General features: G+C 70.9%; 20 protein-coding genes and 2 tRNA genes. 9 read left to right on the top strand and 13 right to left on the bottom strand.

Annotated features, from left to right (window positions below; genetic code table 11):
• Positions 1-239 precede the first annotated feature (239 nt).
• The 11 genes from ACIQ87_RS21630 to dnaA form a co-directional block, all read right to left on the bottom strand.
• Positions 240-313: transfer RNA gene (locus ACIQ87_RS21630), tRNA-Ile, on the bottom strand.
• A 110-nt stretch (positions 314-423) separates the two neighbouring features.
• Positions 424-500 (bottom strand) — tRNA-Ile (locus tag ACIQ87_RS21625).
• Between the two features lie 16 nt (positions 501-516).
• Positions 517-1,911 (bottom strand): class I SAM-dependent methyltransferase, encoded by a 1,395-nt coding sequence (locus ACIQ87_RS21620; protein ID WP_402409103.1) that lies wholly within the window; start codon positions 1,909-1,911, stop codon positions 517-519.
• A gap of 259 nt (positions 1,912-2,170) precedes the next feature.
• On the bottom strand, positions 2,171-2,932 hold the full coding sequence (locus tag ACIQ87_RS21615; RefSeq protein WP_402409099.1) for a DUF3566 domain-containing protein: 762 nt from the start codon (positions 2,930-2,932) through the stop codon (positions 2,171-2,173).
• A 150-nt stretch (positions 2,933-3,082) separates the two neighbouring features.
• Entirely contained in the window at positions 3,083-5,620 is a 2,538-nt protein-coding gene (gyrA, locus tag ACIQ87_RS21610; RefSeq protein ID WP_402409380.1) for a DNA gyrase subunit A, read from the bottom strand.
• A 131-nt stretch (positions 5,621-5,751) separates the two neighbouring features.
• Complete coding sequence (gene gyrB, locus ACIQ87_RS21605; protein WP_402409097.1) at positions 5,752-7,767, bottom strand: DNA topoisomerase (ATP-hydrolyzing) subunit B; 2,016 nt, start codon at positions 7,765-7,767, stop codon at positions 5,752-5,754.
• A 268-nt stretch (positions 7,768-8,035) separates the two neighbouring features.
• The gene (locus ACIQ87_RS21600; protein ID WP_402409377.1) at positions 8,036-8,500 is read right to left on the bottom strand and encodes a DUF721 domain-containing protein; all 465 of its coding nucleotides are present in this window, start codon (positions 8,498-8,500) and stop codon (positions 8,036-8,038) included.
• 280 nt (positions 8,501-8,780) lie between these two features.
• A complete protein-coding gene (gene recF, locus ACIQ87_RS21595) occupies positions 8,781-9,914 on the bottom strand; it encodes a DNA replication/repair protein RecF (RefSeq protein WP_402409095.1) in 1,134 nt (377 codons plus the stop codon).
• 41 nt (positions 9,915-9,955) lie between these two features.
• Positions 9,956-10,831: a phosphogluconate dehydrogenase (NAD(+)-dependent, decarboxylating) gene (gene gnd / locus ACIQ87_RS21590; RefSeq protein WP_392868689.1), complete on the bottom strand. Its 876-nt coding sequence runs from the start codon at positions 10,829-10,831 to the stop codon at positions 9,956-9,958.
• Positions 10,832-11,002: 171 nt separating this feature from the next.
• Positions 11,003-12,133, bottom strand: coding sequence for a DNA polymerase III subunit beta (gene dnaN, locus ACIQ87_RS21585; protein WP_402409091.1), 1,131 nt, complete (start codon positions 12,131-12,133; stop codon positions 11,003-11,005).
• A gap of 944 nt (positions 12,134-13,077) precedes the next feature.
• On the bottom strand, positions 13,078-14,916 hold the full coding sequence (gene dnaA / locus ACIQ87_RS21580) for a chromosomal replication initiator protein DnaA (RefSeq protein ID WP_402409088.1): 1,839 nt from the start codon (positions 14,914-14,916) through the stop codon (positions 13,078-13,080).
• A 354-nt stretch (positions 14,917-15,270) separates the two neighbouring features.
• Between dnaA and rpmH the strand changes: the two genes are divergently transcribed.
• The 9 genes from rpmH to ACIQ87_RS21535 all read left to right on the top strand — a co-directional run bounded on the left by rpmH (position 15,271) and on the right by ACIQ87_RS21535 (position 21,957).
• Positions 15,271-15,408: a 50S ribosomal protein L34 gene (rpmH, locus tag ACIQ87_RS21575; RefSeq protein ID WP_030059672.1), complete on the top strand. Its 138-nt coding sequence runs from the start codon at positions 15,271-15,273 to the stop codon at positions 15,406-15,408.
• Between the two features lie 18 nt (positions 15,409-15,426).
• Entirely contained in the window at positions 15,427-15,855 is a 429-nt protein-coding gene (gene rnpA, locus ACIQ87_RS21570; RefSeq protein ID WP_402409085.1) for a ribonuclease P protein component, read from the top strand.
• The gene (gene yidD / locus ACIQ87_RS21565) at positions 15,852-16,223 is read left to right on the top strand and encodes a membrane protein insertion efficiency factor YidD (protein WP_402409082.1); all 372 of its coding nucleotides are present in this window, start codon (positions 15,852-15,854) and stop codon (positions 16,221-16,223) included. Before rnpA ends, yidD begins: the two co-directional genes overlap by 4 nt.
• A complete protein-coding gene (gene yidC, locus ACIQ87_RS21560; RefSeq protein ID WP_402409079.1) occupies positions 16,220-17,380 on the top strand; it encodes a membrane protein insertase YidC in 1,161 nt (386 codons plus the stop codon). Before yidD ends, yidC begins: the two co-directional genes overlap by 4 nt.
• A gap of 82 nt (positions 17,381-17,462) precedes the next feature.
• A complete protein-coding gene (locus ACIQ87_RS21555) occupies positions 17,463-17,993 on the top strand; it encodes a protein jag (protein ID WP_402409076.1) in 531 nt (176 codons plus the stop codon).
• 160 nt (positions 17,994-18,153) lie between these two features.
• A complete protein-coding gene (gene rsmG / locus ACIQ87_RS21550) occupies positions 18,154-18,972 on the top strand; it encodes a 16S rRNA (guanine(527)-N(7))-methyltransferase RsmG (RefSeq protein WP_402409075.1) in 819 nt (272 codons plus the stop codon).
• 274 nt (positions 18,973-19,246) lie between these two features.
• On the top strand, positions 19,247-20,191 hold the full coding sequence (locus ACIQ87_RS21545; RefSeq protein WP_402409375.1) for a ParA family protein: 945 nt from the start codon (positions 19,247-19,249) through the stop codon (positions 20,189-20,191).
• Positions 20,188-21,207 carry a ParB/RepB/Spo0J family partition protein gene (locus ACIQ87_RS21540; protein WP_402409072.1) on the top strand — a complete coding sequence of 340 codons (1,020 nt, stop codon included), beginning with the start codon at positions 20,188-20,190 and terminating at the stop codon, positions 21,205-21,207. Before ACIQ87_RS21545 ends, ACIQ87_RS21540 begins: the two co-directional genes overlap by 4 nt.
• Positions 21,208-21,339: 132 nt before the next feature.
• Complete coding sequence (locus ACIQ87_RS21535; RefSeq protein ID WP_402409069.1) at positions 21,340-21,957, top strand: GNAT family N-acetyltransferase; 618 nt, start codon at positions 21,340-21,342, stop codon at positions 21,955-21,957.
• 88 nt (positions 21,958-22,045) lie between these two features.
• Here ACIQ87_RS21535 and trxA read toward each other — a convergent pair whose 3' ends face one another.
• Entirely contained in the window at positions 22,046-22,372 is a 327-nt protein-coding gene (gene trxA / locus ACIQ87_RS21530) for a thioredoxin (protein WP_392868671.1), read from the bottom strand.
• A gap of 129 nt (positions 22,373-22,501) precedes the next feature.
• Complete coding sequence (gene trxB, locus ACIQ87_RS21525; RefSeq protein WP_402409065.1) at positions 22,502-23,467, bottom strand: thioredoxin-disulfide reductase; 966 nt, start codon at positions 23,465-23,467, stop codon at positions 22,502-22,504.
• Positions 23,468-23,493 lie beyond the last annotated feature (26 nt).

Here is a 23,493-nt window from a genome sequence, read left to right as displayed (position 1 = left end):
CCAGCCACCGGCACGGCCAACCCGGCGGTCCGGTCCCAGGATTGACGCCGCACCTCCTGCCGGGCGGTCCGACCGGCCCCGGAGCGGCCCGGCGCCCCAGGTCAGGTCCCTCCCGCCGCCGGGTCCACGGGGCTCCCCGGTGCCACCGCCACGGCCGTGCCGTTCGCCGGAGCCACCCCGGCCCGCGCCGGAAAACGCCGAAGGGCCCGGAGTGGATCACTCCGGGCCCTTCGGGGAGGTGGGCCTAACAGGACTTGAACCTGTGGCCTCTTCCTTATCAGGGAAGCGCTCTAACCGTCTGAGCTATAGGCCCTCGCCGAACAGAGATCGTACCGGATTCCGGCCGACCCGTTGATCCGCCCGTTCTCGGGGAGACCGGGAAGATCGAAGGGCCCGGAGTGGATCACTCCGGGCCCTTCGCGGTGGTGGGCCTAACAGGACTTGAACCTGTGGCCTCTTCCTTATCAGGGAAGCGCTCTAACCGTCTGAGCTATAGGCCCTTGCCGCACTGAAAGATTAGCGGACCGACGGCCGATCTCCCAAATCCGGGTCGGCCGGGGCTGCGGCGGCACCCCCCGCGACCAGCTGCGGCACGCCGGAGGAGGGGCGCAGCAGCCACTCCTCGCGGGTCGGCGGCAGGCCCGCCGAGCCCTCCTCGGTGCTGCGGACGGCGAGCACCTGGTTGATCCCGATCCGGTTCTGCTCGAAGGCGAGCGCGGAGGCCGCCATGTAGAGCCGCCAGACCCGGGCCCGGCCGCGGCCGACCAGCCCGACCGCCTCCGTCCAGTGCGCCTCCAGGTTGGCCACCCACTCGCGCAGGGTCAGCGCGTAGTGCTCGCGCAGCGACTCGACGTCCCGGACCTCGAAGCCGGCCTCCTCCAGCCGGGCCACGGTGGAACCGACGGGGGAGAGCTCGCCGTCGGGGAAGACGTAGCGGTTGATGAAGGGACTGGTGCGGTGCGGCTCACCGGGGAGGTCGGGGCGGCGGGCGATCTGGTGGTTGAGCAGCCGGCCGCCGGGCACCAGCAGCCGGTACAGGCCCTCGGCGTAGACCCGGTACTGCTCGGAGCCGACGTGTTCGGCCATCCCGACGCTGGAGATCGCGTCGAAGGGCCCGTCGGCGATCTCCCGGTAGTCCTGGAGCCGGACCTCGACCCGGTCGGACAGCCCGGCCTCCTCGACCCGGGCGCGGGCCAGCGCGACCTGCTCCCGGGAGATGGAGACCCCGACCGCGGTGACCCCGTAGTGCTTCGCCGCGTGCAGCAGCAGCGAGCCCCAGCCGCAGCCGACGTCCAGCAGGCGCATCCCGGGGCGCAGGCCGAGCTTGCGGCAGATCAGGTCGAGCTTGGCCTCCTGGGCGGCCTCCAGGCTCTTCGCCTCGGGCGTCCAGTAGGCGCACGAGTAGACCATCGAGGAGCCCAGCACGAGCCGGTAGAAGTCGTTGCCGACGTCGTAGTGGTGACTGATGGCCGCGCGGTCCCGGCTGCGGCTGTGCAGCCGCCCCTCGGCCTTGCGGACCTCCTCGCGGGGCGGCTCGGGCTCCGGGCCGACCGCCCCGGCCCGCAGCGCGGCGACGAGCACCCGGCGGCCCCGGGCGCCGAGCACGTCGCGCGGTCCGAGGACCAGGGTGCGGATCTCCGGACGCTCGGCGAAGCGGGCGACGGCGGAGAGCGTCTCGTACAGGTCGGTGCCGGGGGCGAGTTCGAGGTCCCCCGCGACGTAGGCGCGGGCCAGCCCCAGCTCGTCCGGCTGCCAGATCAGCCGGCGCAGCGCCCGGCGGTTGCGCAGGACCACGGTGGGCGCGCCCGGCGGCCCCGCGACGCTGCCGTCCCACACCTGGACCCGCAGTGGTACCGGGACCCCCAACAGCCCTTCCAGGGCCTCGACCAGTTGACCTGCGAGCTTCGCCACCGCGCGCCTCCGTCCAGTCGTCCTTCGGAACCTCAGCTGACCCGGTCGTGCGGACCGGGGGCGGCCTGCGGCACTCCCAGGCGTGGGACGGGTGGCAGCAGCTAATCCCACCGCGGCCGCCCGGTTTCCGGGCGGCGCGCCGCGGGCGGCCGGCTGTCACCCGAAATGCCGACGGACCCCACCGGCGGCAACAGCCGATGGGGCCCGTACATTCCGTCCTCGGACGGAAAACTGAGCGAACGTCAGGTTCCGGCCAGGATCAGTCCTCTTCGGCCAGGGTGAGCTCGACACCGCCGGTGAAGCCGGCCGCCGCGTTGTAGATGAACGCGGAGAGCGTGGACAGGGCGGTCAGCAGGACGACGTCGACCACGGAGATCAGCGTGGTGAAGGTCATCACCTTGCCGAAGCCGACGTAGTCCATCAGGTTGAGGCCGCCGTTGCTGTCCGAGCCGGTGACGTCCTTGAGGGTCTTGGTCAGCGAGTCGAAGACGCCGAGCGAGTCCAGCGTCATCCACAGCACGGCCGAGGCCACGATGAGGATGATGCCGACGGCCAGCGACAGCAGGAAGCTGACCTTCATCACGGACCACGGGTCGACCTTGGTCACCCGCAGCCGGGCCTTGCGGGTCCGGCCGAGACCCTGGCCGCCCACCGCGGCGGCGGGGGCGGCGGCGGGGGCGGGCCGACGCGCCGCTCCGCCGGCGGCGGCGCCGCCCACCGGGGTTCCGCCGGCCGGGGTGTTGCCCCCGGTCCGGGTGCCCCGGGGCGGGGTCGGCTGCCCCTTGGCGTACGTGGTCGGCTGCGAGAAGCCGCCCGACCCGGAGGCCGGGCCACTCGACGACGCCGGCGTCTGCCCGCCGTAGGTCGCACCGCTCTGGCCCGCTCCGCCGACCGGTGGCATCAGCGAGGTGGACGCGGCCGGGTGCTCGTTCGGCGGCTGCGGCACACCGTACGAACCCCCGCCCTGCGCGCCCGGACGGCCGCCGGAGGTTCCTCCCGCAGCACCCGTGGCTCCACTCACCTGGTCCTCCCGCACTTCCCACCAGGACGGCGGCGCCGCCCTGCCTGTCACTCGTCATCCAGCGCCCGGCGGGATTGCCCGGAACTGGTCGGCGTCCGGTGCCGCCGCGTCCATCCATTCGGACGCGGCGGCACCGGTCTGCGGTTCGGATCAGGCCTCGACGTCTCCGCCGACCGCCGTCTCCGCACCCTCGGCCGTGTCGGTGGACTCGGTACCCGCCACCTCGTCCTCCGCCGTCTCCTCGTCCTCGGCCTCCGCGTTGCGGGCCATGCCCACGACCGCGTCGCGCTTTCCGAGGTTGATCAGTTGGACGCCCATGGTGTCACGTCCGGTTTCACGAACCTCGGAAACCCTCGTGCGGATCACCCCGCCCGAGAGGGTGATCGCCATGATCTCGTCGGATTCGTCGACCACGAGCGCGCCGACCAGCGAGCCCCGGCCCTCGACGATCTTCGCCGCCTTGGTGCCGTAGCCGCCACGTCCCTGGACACGGTACTCGTCCACACCGGTGCGCTTGGCGTACCCGCCGTCGGTGGCGGTGAAGACGTAGGTGCCCGGTCGGACGACGTTCATCGAGAGCAGCTCGTCGTCCTCGCGGAAGGCCATGCCCTTGACGCCGGAGGTGGCGCGGCCGGTGGGGCGCAGGGCGTCGTCGGTCGCGGTGAAGCGGATCGACTGGGCCTTCTTGGAGACCAGCAGCAGGTCGTCCTCGGCGGAGACCAGCTCGGCGCCGATCAGCTCGTCGTCCCGGCCCTCCTCGTCCTGGCGCAGGTTGATCGCGATCAGGCCGCCGGAGCGCGGGGAGTCGTAGTCCTTGAGCGGGGACTTCTTCACCAGGCCGGCCCGGGTGGCGAGGACCAGGTACGGCTTGTCCTCGTAGGTGCGGACGGCCATCACCTGGGCGATGTGCTCCTCCGGCTGGAAGGCCAGCAGGTTGGCGACGTGCTGGCCGCGGGCGTCGCGCCCGGCGTCCGGCAGCTCGTAGCCCTTGGCCCGGTAGACCCGGCCCTTGTTGGTGAAGAACAGGATCCAGTTGTGGGTCGTCGTCACGAAGAAGTGGTCGACGATGTCGTCCTGCTTCAGCTGGGCACCGCGCACGCCCTTGCCGCCGCGCTTCTGCGAGCGGTAGAGGTCGGAGCGGGTCCGCTTGACGTAGCCGCCACGGGTGATGGTGACGACGATGTCCTCCTCGGCGATGAGGTCCTCGATGGAGAGGTCGCCGTCGGAGGGGATGAGGGTGGAGCGCCGCTCGTCGCCGTACTTCTCGACGATCGCGGCGAGCTCCTCGGAGATGATCTCCCGCTGGCGGGTCGGCGAGGCCAGGATCGCGTTGTACTCGTCGATCTTGCGCTGGAGCTCGTCGTGCTCGTCCATGATCCGCTGGCTCTCCAGCGCGGCCAGGCGACGCAGCTGCATCTCCAGGATCGCGTTGGCCTGGAGCTCGTCGATGTCGAGCAGGCCCATCAGGCCGGTGCGGGCGGCGTCGGCGCTGGCCGAGGCCCGGATCAGCGCGATGACCTCGTCGATCAGGTCCAGGGCCTTGAGCAGGGCGCGCAGGATGTGGGCGCGCTCCTCGGCCTTGCGCAGGCGGAAGGTGGTGCGCCGGACGATGACCTCGACCTGGTGGTTGACCCAGTGCCGGATGAAGGCGTCCAGCGACAGGGTGCGCGGCACGCCGTCGACCAGGGCCAGCATGTTGGCGCCGAAGTTGGTCTGCAGCTCGGTGTGCTTGTACAGGTTGTTCAGCACGACCTTGGCCACGGCGTCGCGCTTGAGCACGACCACCAGGCGGGTGCCGGTACGCGACGAGGACTCGTCGCGGACGTCGGCGATGCCGGCGATCTTGCCGTCCTTCACCAGGTCGGCGATCTTCAGCGCGAGGTTGTCCGGGTTGACCTGGTAGGGCAGCTCGGTGATCACCAGGCACTGGCGGCCCTGGATCTCCTCGACCTCGACCACGGCGCGCATGGTGACCGAGCCGCGGCCGGTGCGGTAGTAGTCGTCGATCCCGCGGCGGCCGACGATCAGCGCACCGGTCGGGAAGTCCGGGCCCTTGATCCGCTCGACCAGGGCGTCCAGCAGCTCCTCGGCGGAGGCCTCCGGGTTCTCCAGGTACCAGAGCGCGCCGGAGGCGACCTCGCGGAGGTTGTGCGGCGGGATGTTGGTGGCCATGCCGACCGCGATGCCGGTGGCACCGTTGACCAGCAGGTTGGGGATGCGCGCGGGCAGGACGGTCGGCTCCTGCGAGCGGCCGTCGTAGTTGGGCGCGAAGTCGACGGTCTCCTCGTCGATGTCGCGCATCATCTCCATGGCCAGCGGCATCAGCTTGCACTCGGTGTAGCGCATGGCCGCGGCCGGGTCGTTGCCCGGGGAGCCGAAGTTGCCGTTGCCGTCCACCAGCGGCATCCGCAGCGACCACGGCTGGGCCAGGCGGACCACGGTGTCGTAGATCGAGGTGTCACCGTGCGGGTGGTAGTTGCCCATCACGTCGCCGACGACGCGGGCGCACTTGTAGTAGCCCTTCTCGGGGCGGTACCCGCCGTCGTACATCGCGTAGAGCACGCGGCGGTGCACCGGCTTGAGGCCGTCGCGGACCTCGGGCAGCGCACGGCTGACGATCACGCTCATCGCGTAGTCGAGGTACGAGCGCTGCATCTCGGTCTCGAGCTCGACCGGCTCGATCCGCATCGTCGCCTGGGCGGTGGCCTCGGCGGTGTCGGGGGTCTCGGGCTGGTCGCCTTCGGGACGGTTGTCGTCGACCACTGGTGGTCAGTTTCCTTTCACGCGGACTGGAACGTGCGGGGCCTGGGGTGCAGGCGTCACACGTCCAGGAAGCGGACGTCCTTGGCGTTGCGCTGGATGAAGGAGCGGCGGGCCTCGACGTCCTCGCCCATCAGCACGGAGAACAGCTCGTCGGCACGGGCAGCGTCCTCCAGGGTGACCTGGAGCAGCAGGCGGTGCTCGGCGTCCATGGTGGTGATCCGGAGCTCCTCGGCGTTCATCTCGCCGAGACCCTTGAAGCGCTGGATCGCGTCGTCCTTGGGCAGCCGGCGCCCGGCCTCCACCCCGGCGGCGACCACGGCGTCGCGCTCGCGGTCGGAGTAGGCGTACTCGAAGTCGTCCTTGCCCCACTTGATCTTGTACAGCGGGGGCATGGCGAGGTAGACGTACCCGGACTCGACCAGCGGCCGCATGAAGCGGAACAGCAGGGTGAGCAGCAGGGTGCGGATGTGCTGTCCGTCGACGTCGGCGTCGGCCATCAGGACGATCTTGTGGTACCGCAGCTTGGACTCGTCGTAGTCCTCCTGGATGCCGCAGCCGAAGGCCGAGATGAGGGCCTGGACCTCGGTGTTCTGGAGGACCTTGTCGATCCGGGCCTTCTCGACGTTCAGGATCTTGCCGCGGATCGGCAGGATGGCCTGGGTGCGCGGGTCGCGGCCCTGCTTGGCCGAGCCGCCCGCGGAGTCACCCTCGACGATGAAGATCTCGCACTCGGACGGGTCCTTGGACTGGCAGTCGGAGAGCTTGCCCGGCAGCGAGGCGGACTCCAGCAGGCCCTTGCGGCGGGTGAGGTCGCGGGCCTTGCGGGCGGCGACGCGCGCGGTGGCGGCCTGGATGGACTTGCGGATGATGTCCGCGGCCTCGTTGGGGTTGCGGTCCAGCCAGTCGTTGAGCTGCTCGTGGACGACCTTCTGGACGAAGGTCTTGGCCTCGGTGTTGCCGAGCTTGTCCTTGGTCTGGCCCTCGAACTGCGGCTCGCCGAGCTTGACCGAGATGATCGCGGTCAGACCCTCGCGGATGTCCTCGCCGGAGAGGTTGTCGTCCTTCTCCCGGAGCAGCTTCTTGTCCCGCGCGTAGCGGTTGACCAGGCCGGTCAGCGCGGCGCGGAAGCCCTCCTCGTGGGTGCCGCCGCCGTGGGTGTGGATGGTGTTGGCGAAGCTGTAGACCCCCTCGGTGTAGGAGGAGTTCCACTGCATCGCGACCTCCACCGAGATCGCCTTGTCCTTGTCCTCCGCCTCGAAGTCGATCACCGAGGGGTGGATGACCTCGCCCTTGCGGGAGTTGAGGTGGGCGACGAAGTCGGCGATGCCGCCGTCGTACTTGTACGTGACGGAGAGCGGCTTGCCCTCCTCGTCCACGTGCTCGGGGCGCTCGTCGGTCAGCGAGATGGACAGGCCCTTGTTGAGGAAGGCCATCTCCTGGAAGCGCCGGGAGAGCGTCTCGAAGGAGTAGACGGTGGTCTCGAAGATGTCGCCGTCGGCCCAGAAGGTCACCGTGGTGCCGGTCCGGTCGGTCTCCGCGCCCTTGACCAGGGCGGCGGTCGGCGCGCCCATCTTGTAGTCCTGGGTCCAGATGTTGCCGTCCTTGTGGATCTCCACGGAGAGCCGGGTGGACAGCGCGTTCACCACCGAGACGCCGACACCGTGCAGACCGCCGGAGACGGCGTAGCCGCCACCGCCGAACTTGCCGCCCGCGTGCAGGACGGTGAGCACGACCTCGACGGCGGGCTTGTCCTGGCCGGGGACGATGTCCACGGGGATGCCGCGACCGTTGTCGACGACGCGGATCGCGCCGTCGGCCATGATCGTGACGTCGATGGTGTCGGCGTACCCGGCCATCGCCTCGTCGACGGAGTTGTCCACGACCTCCTGCACCAGGTGGTGCAGGCCGCGCTCGCCCGTCGAACCGATGTACATGCCGGGGCGCTTGCGGACGGCGTCGAGGCCTTCCAGCACCTGGATGTTGCTACCGGTGTAGGAAGACTGGTCGGACTGGTCTGGGGTCTGGCTGGGGTTGCCGGAATCGGCCACGAAGCGCCCTCTCTGGCACAGCACGGGCCGCATGCCCACCCCGTGCGGGCGGGCGTGCGACCACAGCGTTTCGACTCGGTTGCCACTAGCAACAGTGTTTGGCTCTCAGTCTACCGGTACGACTGACAGAGATGGGCGTTTGGCAGCCCTTGAGGGCAGATATGCCGCCCTGAATCCCCTCTGCACATGTCCCGATACTCGACCGGGGGGCCCAGGGCGCCTGGAAGGGCTGTCAGGGGTTCCGGAAGATCGCCATCCGTTCCGGGACCCCGGCGGGCGTCCGACTTCCCGGTCAGCCCCAGGTGTCGCCCGGCCCCTTGCTCCCCGGCGCGCGCAGCCGGCCGTAACCGCGGACGGGCGCCGCCGGGCCGAGCACCTTGATGGTCTTGACCGTCCCGTGCCCCAGCTCGTGGTTCAGGCGGGCCACCAACTGCCGTGCCAGCCAGCGTAGTTGGGTGGCCCAGGCGGTGGAGTCGCACTGCACGGTGAGCACCGCGGCGGCCTCGTCGTAGGAGGAGGGGTGGCAGTGCGCGGCAATGTCCGGGCCCACGATCTGCGGCCAGCGGCCCATCACCCCGCCGACGGCGGCCGAGGACTCCCAGCCGCGCTCGGTCAGCAGCCGGTTGAGTGCCGCGCCGAGCGGGACCGGGTCGCGGCCGTCCGAGCGGGCGCCGCTGCGCAGGCCGTGGCGCTTCGCCTCGCGCTTCTCCCGGACCTGGTCGCCGCGCTGGCGGGCCTGGGCGCGGGCCGCCCGCAGCGCCGAGCGGGCGAGGTCGGCGCCGGTCGGCGCGGGGGCGCCGGACTCGGCGGCACCGGGCTTGGGGGCACCGGGCCCGGGGGAGCGCTCCGCCGGCTCGCTCACGGCGATCTCCTTTCCCCAGCCTGTGGACAACGGTCGCGGTCGCGCGCCGTCGAGCCGTCCAGCCTACGGGAGCGGCCGGGCCCGGCGGGCCGGGGCCGGGGGGCACCGAGGTGCGGTGACGGTGGTGTGGTGGTGCGGATCCGGTGGTGCGGGTGTGGTGCCGGAGGGGGCGCGGTCAGGCGTCGATCCGGCGCACCGCGCCGTCGGAGACCGCGAACCGGGCGCCGGCCAGCGCCTTGGGCACGTCCTCGGCGACCGCCGCGGTCACCAGCACCTGCTCGCCGTCGGCCACCAGCTCGGCCAGCCGGTCCCGGCGGGCGGCGTCCAGCTCGGCGAACACGTCGTCCAGGATCAGCACCGGCTCGCCGCCGTCGGCGCGCAGCAGCTCGTACGAGGCCAGCCGCAAGGCCAGCGCGAAGGACCAGGACTCGCCGTGGCTGGCGTAGCCCTTGGCGGGCAGCGGGCCGAGCTTGAGCACCAGTTCGTCGCGGTGCGGGCCGACCAGGGTCACCCCGCGCTCGACCTCCTGCTTGCGGACCGCCCGCAGCGCGTCCAGCAGCTGCTCCTCGGCCTGCTCGCGGCTGGTCGGCAGCTCGCCCTCGAAGGAGCTGCGGTACTCCAGGGAGGTCTCGCCGCCGCCGGGGGCCAGCTGCCCGTACGCGGCCGCCACCAGCGGCTGCAGGGCGGCCACCAGCTGGATCCGGAAGGCCGTCAACTCGGCTCCGGCACGGGCCAGATGGCCGTCCCAGACCTCCAGGGTGGACAGGTCGGCGCCCTTGCCGCCACCGGCCCGGCGGGCCATCGCGGCGGTCTTCAGCAGGGCGTTGCGCTGCTTGAGCACCCGTTCGTAGTCCTGCCGGACCCCGGCCAGCCGGGGGGCCCGGGCGGTCAGCAGCTCGTCCAGGAAGCGCCGCCGCTCACCCGGGTCGCCCTTGACCAGGCTGAGGTCCTCGGGGGCGAACAGCACGGTGCGCAGCAGGCCCAGCACGTCGCGCGGGCGGACGTTGTCGGAGCGGTTGATCCGGGCCCGGTTGGCCTTGCCCGGGGTGAGCTCCAGCTCGATCAGGGTGGAGCGGCCGCGGTCCACCACCGAGGTGCGGACCACCGCGCGTTCGGCGCCCAGCCGGATCAGCGGGGCGTCGGTGGCGACCCGGTGGCTGCCCAGGGTGGCGACGTAGCCGATCGCCTCGACCAGGTTGGTCTTGCCCTGGCCGTTGGGCCCGACGAAGGCGGTCACGCCCGGGTCGAGGGGAACCTCGGCCCGGGCGTACGACCGGAAGTCGGCGAGCGACAGATGCGCGACGTGCATGGCTGTGGACTGCGCCCGCCTTCTTGGGGAGGACCTGCTGGTTACTTGGACTCGACCGCGTGACCGCCGAACTGGTTGCGCAGCGCGGCGATCATCTTCATCTGCGGCGAGTCCTCCTGGCGGGAGGCGAAGCGGGCGAACAGCGAGGCGGTGATCGCCGGCAGCGGCACGGCGTGGTCGATCGCGGCCTCGACGGTCCAACGGCCCTCGCCGGAGTCGGCGGCCCAGCCGCGCAGCTTGTCGAGGTGCTCGTCCTCGTCCAGGGCGCGGACGGCCAGGTCCAGCAGCCAGGAGCGGATGACCGTGCCCTCCTGCCAGCTGCGGAAGATCTCGCGCACGTCGGTGACCTCGGGGGCGGCCTCCAGCAGCTCCCAGCCCTCGGCGAAGGCCTGCATCATCGCGTACTCGATGCCGTTGTGGACCATCTTGGCGAAGTGGCCGGCGCCCACCGCGCCCGCGTGCACCGAGCCGAAGTCGCCCTCGGGCTTCAGGGCGTCGAAGACCGGCTGGACCTTGGCGACGTGCTCGGCGTCGCCGCCGTACATCAGCGCGTAGCCGTTCTCCAGGCCCCAGACGCCGCCGGAGACGCCGCAGTCCACGAAGCCGATGCCCTTGGCGGCCAGCGCCTCGGCGTGCTTGACGTCGTCGGTCCAGCGGGAGTTGCCGCCGTCGACCACCACGTCGCCGGGGGAGAGCAGCTCGGCGAGCTCGTCGACGGTCGCCTGGGTGGCGGCGCCCGCCGGGACCATCACCCAGACCACGCGCGGGCCCTGGAGCTTGGTGACGAGCTCCTGGAGGCTCTCGACGTCGGAGATGTCCGGGTTGCGGTCGTAACCGATGACGGTGTGGCCGGCGCGGCGGATCCGCTCGCGCATGTTGCCGCCCATCTTGCCGAGACCGATGAGGCCGAGCTCCATGACCAAGTCCTTACCTGTGGTGACGTGCCTGCCGGCGGCGCCGTTGCCGCACTCCTTGAGCCTACGCGCTGGAGCGGACCCGGCCGTCTGCGGTCGGGCCGGGCGGGGGAGACGTCCACAGGCTGTGCACAGCGGGTGTGCACAGCCTGTGGACGGTCGGACGCGGCGGGATCAGCCGGAGAGGCGGACCGGCATGATCAGGTACTGGTAGGCCTTGTCCTCCTCGGCGTCCACCGAGACCTTGCCGCTGAGCAGGGCGGGCTTGGTCGGGGTGGTGAAGCTGAGCTGGGCGAAGGGGGAGTCGATGGCCTTGAGGCCCTCCTCCAGGTAGCCCGGGTTGAAGGCGATCGAGATGGCGTCGCCCTCCAGGGAGGCCTCGATCCGCTCGGTGGCCTGGGCGTCGTCGCCCGAGCCGGCCTCCAGCGTCAGCACGCCCTCCTCGAAGTTCAGGCGGACCGGGGTGTTGCGCTCGGCCACCAGCGAGACGCGCTTGAGCGCCTCCAGGAAGGGCTGGGTCTGGATCGCGGCGACCGCGTTGAACTCGGTCGGGAACAGGCTGCGGAACTTGGGGAACTCGCCCTCCAGCAGCCGGGTGGTGGTCCGGCGGCCGGCGCCCTCGAAACCGATCAGGCCCTCGCCCGCGCCGCCCGAGGAGAGCGCGATGGAGACGTTGTCGCCGCTGCCCAGGGACTTGGCGATGTCCTGGAGCGTCTTGGCCGGGACCAGCGCGACGGCGGAGATGTCCGACTGCTCGGGCTTCCACAGCAGCTCGCGGACGGCGAAGCGGTAGCGGTCGGTGGCGGCCAGGGTGATCCGGTCGCCCTCGATCTCGACCCGGACACCGGTGAGCACCGGGAGGGTGTCGTCCCGGCCGGCGGCGACCGCGGCCTGGCTGACGGCGGAGGCGAAGACGTCACCGGAGACGGTGCCGGTGGCGGTCGGCATCTGGGGGAGCGAGGGGTACTCGTCCACCGGGAGGGTGGGGAGGGTGAAGCGGGAGCTGCCGCAGACCACGCTGACCCGCTGGCCGTCGGTGGAGATCTCCACCGGGCGGTTGGGGAGGTTGCGGGAGATGTCGTTCAGCAGCCGGCCGGAGACCAGGACGGTGCCGGTCTCCTCGACGTCCGCCTCCAGCTCGACCCGGGCCGACACCTCGTAGTCGAAGCCGGACAGCGCCAGGCTGCCCTCCTGCGCGGTCAGCAGCAGGCCGGCCAGCACCGGCACCGGCGGCCGTGCCGGGAGGCTGCGGGCAGCCCAGGCCACCGCCTCCGCGAGGACGTCACGCTCCACCCGGAACTTCACCGGTAACCGCCTCCTGGATCGAGCGCTCCCGCTCGCACTCTGGTTCGTCTGATCTTGATCGTCGGTTCGGCTGTCCACCGAGCTCGGTCACTCCGCTTCCAGTCGCAAGGACAGTCTGACGTACTCCGCCGACAGACGGGGCAGACGGGCGGAAGCTTCCCGAACGGTTGTCGGAGGCCGGTTGTCCACAGATTCGGGGCCCACCCACTTTGAAAGCAAGTCCGGGGTCTAAATGTGTAGTGGTAGTAGTAGGGCCTGTGGAAACCGTGGATAACCCCGTTTCCGCAGGTCAGAGCCCGAATTTTGTCCACAGTGACTGTGGACGGCGGCTGTGGACGGGCAGGCCGCGCTGTGGACAGCCGAGCGTTACCCACAGGCCACGCTCGGTATCCACAGGTTATCCCCAGGGCTGTCCCCAGATCCGGGCCCGGTTATCCACGGGCGCCGGTCAACTTTTCGTGACGCCTTTCACACCAGGGTATGAACGCCAGTCCACGGTTGTCGAACTGTGGACGCCGCTGTGGACAACCTGGGGATAACCGACCCGAGCCTGGGGACAACCGGTGGATAACCCGGACGGCCCACTGGCGGGCGGTCAACTGTCCACATCCTGTGGATAACTGTTGTGCACAAGTCCACAGGCACCTGACCTGCGCGGAAGAGCGTAGCGGTGACGGGCCTGTGGACGAATTCTGGATAACTCCGCACCCTCCACCCTGTGGACGGTGGAGAAGGGGCCGGTCCTGTGGACAACGGCCTTGCGCGCCCTCGGTTTTCGAATCACCGGTCAGTTGTTCGGCGCGGGCTGTGGACTGGCGGATCGTCCGTCGACCGCATCCCTGCCCGGTCGGAGCGCGGCGCACACCTGTGGACGCGCGAAAAGGGCGTCAGGATTCGCTCCTGACGCCCTGGGGCCGTCCCGTGGCGGCGCTGTGCCGCGCCGGCTAGCTCTTGATGCGGTTGGTGAGTTCGGTGACCTGGTTGTAGATCGAGCGCCGCTCGGCCATCAGTGAGCGGATCTTGCGGTCCGCGTGCATCACCGTGGTGTGGTCGCGGCCGCCGAACTGCGCGCCGATCTTCGGCAGCGAGAGGTCGGTGAGCTCGCGGCAGAGGTACATCGCGATCTGCCGGGCTGTCACCAGCACCCGGCTGCGCGAGGATCCGCAGAGGTCGTCCACGCTCAGGCCGAAGTACGCGGCCGTCTGCTGCATGATGACCTGCGCGGTGATCTCCGGTCCTGCGTCCTCGTCCCCGCCCGGGATCAGGTCCTTGAGGACGATCCCGGCCAACTCCAGGTCCACCGGGGCCCGGTTGAGGTTGGCGAAGGCCGTCACCCGGATCAGGGCGCCCTCGAGCTCCCGGATGTTCCGGGTGATCCGGGACGCGATGAACTCCAACACGTCGGCGGGAGCGTTGAGTTGTTCCTGGATCGCCTTCTTGCGCAGGATCGCGATCCGGGTCTCCAGCTCCGGCGGGGTGACGTCGGTGATCAGACCCCACTCGAAGCGGTTGCGCAGCCGGTCCTCCAGCGTGGTCAGCAGCTTGGGCGGCCGGTCCGAGGAGAGGACGATCTGCTTGTTCGCGTTGTGCAGGGTGTTGAAGGTGTGGAAGAACTCCTCCTGCGTGGACTCCTTGCTCGCGAGGAACTGGACGTCGTCCACGAGCAGGATGTCCATGTCCCGGTAGCGGCGGCGGAAGGTGTCCGCCTTGCCGTCCCGGATCGAGTTGATGAACTCGTTGGTGAACTCCTCCGAGGACACGTAGCGCACCCGGGTGCCCGGGAAGAGACTGCGCGAGTAGTGCCCGATGGCGTGCAGCAGGTGGGTCTTGCCCAGCCCGGACTCGCCGTAGATGAAGAGCGGGTTGTACGCCTTGGCCGGGGCCTCGGCGACGGCCACCGCCGCCGCGTGCGCGAAGCGGTTGCTGGCGCCGATGACGAAGGTGTCGAACAGGTACTTGGGGTTCAGCCGGGCGGCCGGCTCGTCCTTGCGGGAGCCGCCGGCCGGGGGAGCACCGGGCGGGGCCGGCACTCCGGGTACGCCGGGGCGCTCGGCGGAGCGCTCCGGGGCGGACTTCTCCGCCGGGCGTCCGCCGGCGGGGCGGGAGCCGCCGGCCCGGCGGCCCGCGCCGGTGCGCGGCTGCTCGTTCGGGCCGGGGCCGTAGGCGCCGCCGAAGAGGTCGCCCTGGGTGGTCGCGGGCGGGCCGGGGACGGGCCGCGGCGCCGGCCGGGGCGTGTGCTCCTCCGGGTCGCGGTAGGCGGGCGGCTGCTCCTGGTAGCCCTGCCAGCCCGGTCCGCCGCCGGGGCCGCCGTACGGGGCCTGGCGCTGCTCGTAGCCGCCGGTGTCGTAGCGGGGGCGCTCGTAGTCCTGCTCGTACGGCTGCGCCTGCTCGTAGGGCCGGCCGTGCTCGTACGGCTGCTGGTAGCCCTGGCCGCCGTAGTCGGAGTCGTCCTCCTCGGCCGGGCCGGGGTAGGGCTCGGCGGGGGCCTGGGGGGCGGGCGCGGGGGTGGTGGGCACCGCGTTGGCGTCGACCATCACGGCGATCCGGACCGGGCGGCTGAGCTCGCGGCTGAGGGCCTCGGTCAGCTGCGGCAGCAGCCGGCCCTCCAGCACCTGCTTGGCCCGCTCGTTCGGGGTCGCCAGCAGGGCGGTGTCGTGCATCATCCACATCGGCTGGGTGCGCTGCACCCACTGCTTGTCCATCTCCGCGACATCGGGGTCGCTGACCAGCCGCTCGACGACCCTGGCCCAGACCGGGACGAGGTCGCTGTTGACATCAGCCACTGGTGCACGCTTTCCAAGAACAAACCAGACAAGTTCTGCAACGGTAGTCAGCGAACAGGGCGGGATCAAGTCGTTGTCCACAGGCTGTGGGTAAGACGGGCCGGGAGCGGCCGGGTTTGACCCTCGTGCCCCGTCCCGCGTACCGTAACCAGGTCGAGTTGTCGATGGCCGCTGCCGCATGTCCGCGGGTCCACCCGCTCCATAAGGCGCGCAGCACGGGCGCCGTGGATTGCCTCAGACCCCAGCCGAACTGGGGCGATGGGCCGGATTTCCGAATCAGGGGAGATCACGCGGACGCACGGTGACGGCCAAGCGACTCCCCGTCATCCTACGATTCACCTCAGGAGCCCCCGAGTGAGCAAGCGCACCTTCCAGCCGAACAACCGTCGTCGCGCGAAGACCCACGGCTTCCGGCTGCGTATGCGTACCCGCGCCGGCCGCGCCATCCTGGCCGCCCGCCGTGGCAAGGGCCGCGCCAGCCTGTCCGCCTGATCCGCGCCAGAGTCTGTTGTGCTGCCCTCCGAGAATCGGCTGCGGCGGCGCCAGGACTTCGCGACCGCGGTGAAACGCGGTCGTCGGGCCGGCCGGCCCCTTCTGGTCGTCCATCTCAGCAGAGAGGGTGACCCGCAGGGGCAGACCGACCGGACCAGCGACTTCCGCCCGCACGTCGCCGAGGGGACTCCTTCGGCGCGTGCGGGTTTCGTCGTGAGCAAGGCCGTCGGCCCGGCGGTCGTCCGCAACCTGGTCAAGCGCCGGTTGCGCCACCTCGTTCGTGATCGTCTCTTCAGGCTGCCCGCCGGTAGCCTGATAGTGGTGCGTGCGCTGCCCCAGGCCGCGACCGCCTCGTACCAGGACCTCGAACGTGACCTGGACGCGGCACTGAAGCGGTTGCTGAGGGCGGAGCCCGCCGCCACGGCGCCGACGGGAGCAGGTCGATGAAGTACCTGCTGATGGGTCTGATCAGGGTCTACCAGTGGACCATCAGCCCACTGCTCGGTCCGGTCTGCCGCTATTACCCCTCCTGCTCGCACTACGGCTACGAGGCCGTGAAGGTGCACGGGGCGGTCAAGGGCGGCGGGCTGACCGCGTGGCGAATCCTGCGCTGCAATCCGTGGACGCCCGGCGGGGTCGATCACGTCCCGCCGCGCAAGCATCCGGTGTGGCACCGGCGGTTGCGAGACTGGTTGAACAGCCGGTCCGCCACCGGAGACCCGGTGACCGCCACCCCCGCCGGTCCGGACCCCGAGGGCCCGGCGACCATTGGCCCCGTGCGGCCAATCCACCTGTCCAAGGAGCCTGACCGGTGACCTTCTCCTTCCTGAATCCCCTGTACACAGCGGTGTCCTGGATCATCGTCCAGTTCCACTCGCTGTACAGCCACATCTTCAATCCGGACGGTGGCTGGGCCTGGGGTCTCGCCATCGCCTCGATGGTGGTCGTCATCCGGATCTGCCTGATCCCGCTCTTCGTGAAGCAGATCAAGGCGACCCGGGCCATGCAGGCGATCCAGCCGAAGATGAAGGCCATCCAGGAGCGCTACAAGAACGACCGGCAGCGCCAGTCCGAAGAGATGATGAAGCTGTACAAGGAGGCGGGTACCAACCCGTTCTCCAGCTGCCTTCCCATCATCGTCCAGGCGCCGTTCTTCACCGCCCTCTACGGTGTGCTCGCCAAGGTCGCCAAGGGCCAGGACATCGGCGTCATCCACGGTGACCTGCTGGTGAGCGCCGGCAAGGCGCACATCTTCGGTGCCCCGCTCTCCGCGACCTTCGTGGGCAGCCCCGAGACCAGCGTCAAGATCGTCACCGCCGTGATGATCATCCTGATGTCGCTGTCGCAGTTCATCACCCAGCGCCAGCTGATGACGAAGAACGTCGACCTCACGGTGAAGACGCCGTTCATGCAGCAGCAGAAGATGCTGATGTACGTCTTCCCGATCATGTTCGCCGTGATGGGCATCAACTTCCCCGTCGGTGTCCTGGTCTACTGGCTGACCACCAACGTCTGGTCGATGGGCCAGCAGCTGATCGTCATCCACAACAACCCGACCCCGGGCAGCCAGGCCTTCCAGGAGCGCCAGGAGCGCCTGAAGAAGGCCGGCCGACTGCGTCCGGACGGTACGGAGATCAAGGGCGCGCTCTGGGGCATGCTGCCCCCGTCCAAGGCGGCCGTCAGCGAGGCGGCCAGCGCCGCCGCCGCGGTGGTCGAGGAGGCGGCTCAGGTGCGCCGCCAGCAGCCCCGTCGGCAGAGCAAGTCCCAGCGCCAGCAGGGCGGTGCCGGACAGCCGGCCGTCGAGCCGGACAAGGACACCCCGGCCGAGGAGCCGGCCGACTCCGCCCCCGCCGAGTCCGAGGGCAAGACAGCGGCCGCCAAGCAGGCCGCGGCCAAGCCCGCCGGCACCAAGCAGGGAACCCGGCAGCAGCCGAAGCGCGGTGGCGGCCAGCGGCCGAAGAAGAAGTCCTGACCGGTCCCGAGCCCGTTGTGACAGCCGCGAAGAGCTTCGTCCCCGGCCCGACAGACGGGCCCATCTCCGAAGGAGTCCATCAGTGACGGAAGGCACCACCTCCGCCGTCGAGACCGAGGCCGCCGCCAGCGCCGACGAGAGCCTCATCTCCCGCCTGGAGCAGGAGGGCGACATCGCGGCGGACTACCTGGAGGGTCTGCTCGACATCGCGGACCTCGACGGTGACATCGACATGGACGTCGAGGGCGACCGTGCCCTGGTCTCGATCGTCAGTGACGGCAACGACCGCGCGCTGCAGCGCCTGGTCGGCCAGGACGGCGAGGTGCTGGAGGCGCTCCAGGAGCTGACCCGGTTGGCTGTCCACCGGGAGACCGGCGAGCGCAGCCGCCTCATGCTGGACATTGCCGGCTTCCGGGCCCGCAAGCGCGAGGAGCTGGCGGCGCTCGGTGCCAAGGCCGCCGAGCAGGCCAAGAGCACCGGCGAGCAGGTCAAGCTGCGGCCGATGACGCCCTTCGAGCGCAAGGTCGTCCACGACGCGGTCGCCGCGGCGGGTCTGCGCAGCGAGTCCGAGGGCGAAGAGCCGCAGCGGTGCGTGGTCGTGCTGCCGGTCTGAGGCCGACAGGTCGACGACCCGACCGCCACGGCGGCCGGAGAGCTTCACCGGACGCGACCCCGTCCGCCTCGTGCGGGCGGGGTCGTTGTCCCTTCTGGGATGTTTCACGTGAAACAGTGCGTTGAGCGGGTCGGTGGATCCGGGGATCGGAGAGGTCGAGATGGACACGGAGAACGCGGCCGCCGGCCGGCCGGGGGCGGACGTGGACCCGGCCGCTGAGGGGCGGGCCACCGAGGTGGAGCAACTGTCCGAGGCGCCGGCCGTCGCTCGGGAGGTCTTCGGGGAGCGCTACGACGCCGCAGTCCGCTACACCGAGCTGCTGGCCACGGCGGGTGTGCAGCGCGGGCTGATCGGGCCCCGTGAGGTGCCCCGGCTCTGGGACCGCCACGTGCTGAACTGCGCGGTGCTGGCCGAGCTGCTGCCCTCCGGCATCACGCTGTGCGACGTCGGCTCGGGGGCCGGTCTGCCGGGCATCCCGGTGGCGCTGGCCCGTCCGGACGTCTCGGTGACGCTGCTGGAGCCACTGCTGCGCCGGACCACCTTCCTGGAGGAGGTCGTCCGGGAGCTGGGGCTGGACAACGTCACGGTGCTGCGCGGCCGCGCCGAGGAGATGGTCGGCAAGCTCGCGGTGGACGTGGTGACCGCCCGGGCGGTGGCGCCGCTGGACCGGCTGGCCGGCTGGGGCATGCCGCTGCTGCGTCCGCACGGGCAGATGCTGGCGCTCAAGGGTGACAGTGCCGAGCAGGAGCTGGCCGACTCGCGGGCCGGGCTGGCCAAGCTGGGCGCGGTGGAGTCGAGCGTCATCGCGGTCGGCGAGGGCACCCTGGAGACCTCCACCCGGGTGATCCAGGTGAAGGCGGGGGAGAGCCCCGGCGGGGTCAAGGCGGCCACCCGGCGCGCCAAGGCGGCCCGGGCGGGTCGCAACGCGAGCGTCCGCAACGGCGAGCGCGGCCGGGGCGGGCGGCGCCGCAGCCGCTGATCCGGGGTGACTCCGGACACGTGACGACGACGGGCGGACGGGCCTCCTGGACGGGAGGAGCGTCCGCCCGTCGTCGTTCAGGTGACGGTCCGGACGACGCCGGAACACCGGAGTGTCGCAACGTCAGAATTCCGGCATAGCGGGCATGGTGTTTCACGTGAAACGTCGCTCCTTGCTCTCGGGCATCCTCCGCCGTGACCGGGCGGCGACTGTTGCCGCTCCGGTTTCACGTGAAACACTGACCCCCATGCAGGACTCGGAGACCGTCGACCAGATCGATGACACGCCCATCGCACGGGCTGCCCAGGCTGCGGTTCAGGCGATCGGCCGAGCGGGTGCGGGACTGCCCCGGCCCGCCGCCACCCGGGTGATCGTGGTCGCCAACCAGAAGGGTGGGGTGGGCAAGACCACCACTACCGTGAACATGGCCGCCTCGCTCGCCATGCACGGCCTGCGCGTCCTGGTCGTCGACCTCGACCCGCAGGGCAACGCCTCCACGGCGCTCGGCATCGACCACCACGCCGAGGTGCCGTCCGTCTACGACGTGCTGGTGGAGGGCAAGCCGCTGGCCGACGTGGTGCAGCCGGTGCGCGACGTCGAGGGGCTGTTCTGCGTCCCCGCCACCATCGACCTGGCCGGCGCCGAGATCGAGCTGGTCTCCCTGGTGGCCCGGGAGAGCCGGCTCCAGCGCGCCATCGCCGCCTACGAGCAGCCGCTCGACTACATCCTGATCGACTGTCCGCCCTCGCTGGGCCTGCTGACGGTCAACGCCCTGGTCGCCGGCTTGGAGGTGATGATCCCGATCCAGTGCGAGTACTACGCGTTGGAGGGCCTCGGCCAGCTGCTGCGCAACGTCGAGCTGGTGCGCGCACACCTCAACCCCGCACTGCACGTGTCGACCATCCTGCTCACCATGTACGACGCCCGGACCAGGCTGGCCGCCCAGGTCGCCGAGGAGGTCCGGACCCACTTCCCGCAAGAGGTGCTGAGCACGGCGATCCCGCGCTCGGTGCGCATCTCGGAGGCGCCCAGCTACGGGCAGACGGTGCTCACCTACGATCCGGGCTCGACCGGGGCGCTCTCCTACCTGGAGGCCGCCCGCGAGCTCGCGCTGCGTGCGGTGGGCCGGGGCGGTTCGCTGGTGGGTCAGCAGCGGGACGGCCAGCCGAGGCACGGAGCCCCGGTGGCACAGCACGGCACGACGGAGGGTCATCAGTGAGTGCTCGCAAGGTTGGTCTGGGTCGAGGGCTGGAGGCGTTGATCCGCCCCGCCGCGCCGGTGGACGGCGGGGCGGCGGCCGCACCCGCACCGGCCCCGGTGCGGCCGCTGCCGGGCGTCCGCGGCACGGTGGCGGCCCGGGTGGCCGCGGAGAAGCAGGCCGAGCAGGTGCAGCCGGCCGGTGCCTACTTCGCCGAGCTGCCGCTGGACGCGATCACCCCCAACCCCCGCCAGCCGCGTGAGGTCTTCGACGAGGACAAGCTGGCCGAGCTGGTCACCTCCATCAAGGAGGTCGGGCTGCTCCAGCCGATCGTGGTGCGCCAGGTCGGTGCCGACGGCTTCGAGCTGATCATGGGCGAGCGCCGCTGGCGCGCCTCCCGGGAGGCCGGGCTGGAGCGGATCCCGGCGATCGTCCGGGCCACCGAGGACGACAAGCTGCTGCTGGACGCCCTCCTGGAGAACCTGCACCGGGCCGAGCTGAACCCGCTGGAGGAGGCGGCCGCCTACGACCAGCTGCTGCGGGACTTCTCCTGCACCCACGAGGAGCTGGCCGACCGGATCGGCCGCTCGCGCGAGCACGTCACCAACACCCTGCGGCTGATGAAGCTCACGCCGTCCGTCCAGCGCCGGCTGGTGGCCGGAACGCTGATGGCCGGACACGCCCGGGCGCTGCTCGGTGTGCCGGACGCCGACGAGCAGGAGCGGCTGGCCAAGCGGATCATCGCGGAGGGTCTCACGGTGCGCAACATCGAGGAGATCGTCAAGGTGATGAAGCTGGAGCAGAAGCCGAAGCGCCAGGCGCCGAAGGCGGGCAAGCTGAACTCCCCGGCGTTCAACGACCTGGCGAGCCGGCTGTCGGACCGCTTCGACACCCGGGTCAAGGTCGAGGTGTCGCAGCGCGGCGGCAAGCTGGGCAAGGGCAAGGTGGTGCTGGAGTTCGGCTCGGTGGAGGACCTGAACCGGATCCTGGACAGCATGGCCCCCGGTGAGGACGGTCTGCGGCTGTCGCAGGGCTGAGCCGGACCGGCCGGCCGAGGGCAACGACCCGATGGGTGCGTGTTCCACGTGAGCGCTGTTTCACGTGAAACATGCACCCATCGGCGTTCGTGGGGGAATGCTCGACCGTGAGAGGGAGGAGGAGGTGGGGCCATGGGACGGCGGATCGCTCCGCTGACGCTGGACAACCTCGGGGACCTGCCGACCGGCTGCCGCTCCTGCGTGTTCTGGGAGCTGGACCCGGTCAGCGCGAGGGAGGCGGTGGAGGCGGGCAAGCCGGAGCTGGAGAAGGAGGGGTGGATCTCCACGGTGCTGCTGGAGTGGGGCTCCTGCGGCCGGATCGTCTACGTGGACGACCAGCCGGCCGGGTTCGTGCTGTACGCACCTCCCGCCTACGTCCCCCGCTCGCAGTCCTTCCCGACCAGTCCGGTCTCGCCGGACGCCGTTCAGCTGATGGTCAGCCGGGTGCTGCCGGGCTACCAGCGCCAGGGGCTCGGCCGGGTGCTGGTGCAGACCGTGGCCAAGGACCTCATCGGGCGTGGGGCGCGGGCGATCGAGGCCTTCGGCGCGTCCGGGCGGGTGCCGACCAGCTGCGTGCTGCCGGCCGACCACCTGCTCGCGGTCGGCTTCAAGACCGTCCGCCCGCACCCGCGCTACCCGCGGCTGCGGCTGGAGGCGCGGACGACGCTCTCCTGGCGGGGGGACGTGGAGGGGGCGCTGGAGCGGCTGCTCGGCGGCGGGCGCAAGGAACCGGCGCTGCGGCCGTTCTGAACCCGTCCGGCGGGTCCCGACAGAACGACGGCGGCGGGGCTCCCCACCGAGGGGAGCCCCGCCGCCGTGCGGTCGTCGACCGGAAGTCCTAGATGAACTCGGCCAGCTCGCGCAGCAGCGCGGCCTTCGGACGGGCACCGGTGATGGACTTCACCGGCTCGCCGTCCTTGTAGACGATCAGGGTCGGGATCGAGATGACGCCGTACTTGGCGGCGGTCGCCTGGTTGGCGTCCACGTCGAGCTTGGCGATGGTCAGCTTGTCGCCGTGCTCGGCCGCGATGTCGTCCAGGACCGGGGCGACCTGGCGGCACGGGCCGCACCAGGTGGCCCAGAAGTCGACCAGTACGGGCTTCTCGCTCTTCAGGACGTCGTTCTCGAACGTCGCATCGGTGACGGTGGTGGTGGCGCCGGCCACGGGAACTCCTCGGGTTAGGACGGAGGGGGCTGCTGCCGGGAGAACAACGGATGGGCCCGTTCTGTTTCTGCCCGGCCGGGGCGGGGGTGTTTCACGTGGAACACCCCCGCGGGGTGGATCGGGGAGGGCTCAGACCGCGACGGCGGCGGCCTTGGACTCCAGGTCGTCCAGCGCGGCCAGGTAGCGCTCGGCGTCCAGGGCGGAGGAGCAGCCGGTGCCGGCGGCCGTGATGGCCTGGCGGTAGGTGTGGTCCACGACGTCGCCGGCGCCGAACACGCCCGGGATGTTGGTCCGGGTGGAGGGGGCCTCGACCTTGAGGTAGCCCTCGGCGTCCAGGTCCAGCTGGCCCTTGAAGAGCTCGGTGCGCGGGTCGTGGCCGATCGCGATGAACAGACCGGTGACGGCCAGCTCGCGGGTCTCGCCGGTGGTGGTGTCGCGCAGGGTGACGCCGCTCAGCTTCGGGTCGCCGTGGATGGCCTCGACCGCGCTGTCCCACTCGAAGCGGATCTTCGGGTCGGCGAAGGCGCGCTCCTGCATCGCCTTGGAGGCGCGCAGGGTGTCCCGGCGGTGGATGATCGTGACGCTCTTGGCGAAGCGGGAGAGGAAGGTCGCCTCCTCCAGGGCGGTGTCGCCGCCGCCGACCACCGCGATGTCCTGGTCGCGGAAGAAGAAGCCGTCGCAGGTGGCGCACCAGGAGACGCCGCGGCCGGAGAGCTTGTCCTCGTTCGGCAGGCCGAGCTTGCGGTGCTGGGAGCCGGTGGTGACGATCACGGCGCGCGCCTTGTGGACGTTGCCCTCGGAGTCGGTGACGGTCTTGATGTCACCGGTGAGGTCGACCGCGACGATGTCGTCGGGGATCAGCTCGGCGCCGAAGCGCTCGGCCTGGGCCCGCATGTTGTCCATCAGCTCGGGGCCCATGATGCCGTCCCGGAAGCCCGGGAAGTTCTCGACCTCGGTGGTGTTCATGAGCGCGCCACCGGCGGTGACGGCTCCCTCGAAGACCAGCGGCTTGAGGGAGGCACGGGCCGTGTAGAGCGCAGCCGTGTACCCGGCCGGGCCGGAACCGATGATGATCACGTTACGGACGTCGCTCACTGCTTCTCCTGGTTCGCATCGCGACC

The sequence above is a fragment of the Kitasatospora sp. NPDC096204 genome (assembly GCF_044763205.1).
Lineage (GTDB): Bacteria > Actinomycetota > Actinomycetes > Streptomycetales > Streptomycetaceae > Kitasatospora.
Note: the sequence above shows the minus strand (reverse complement) of the source record. Positions and strands in the feature narration are given on the sequence as shown.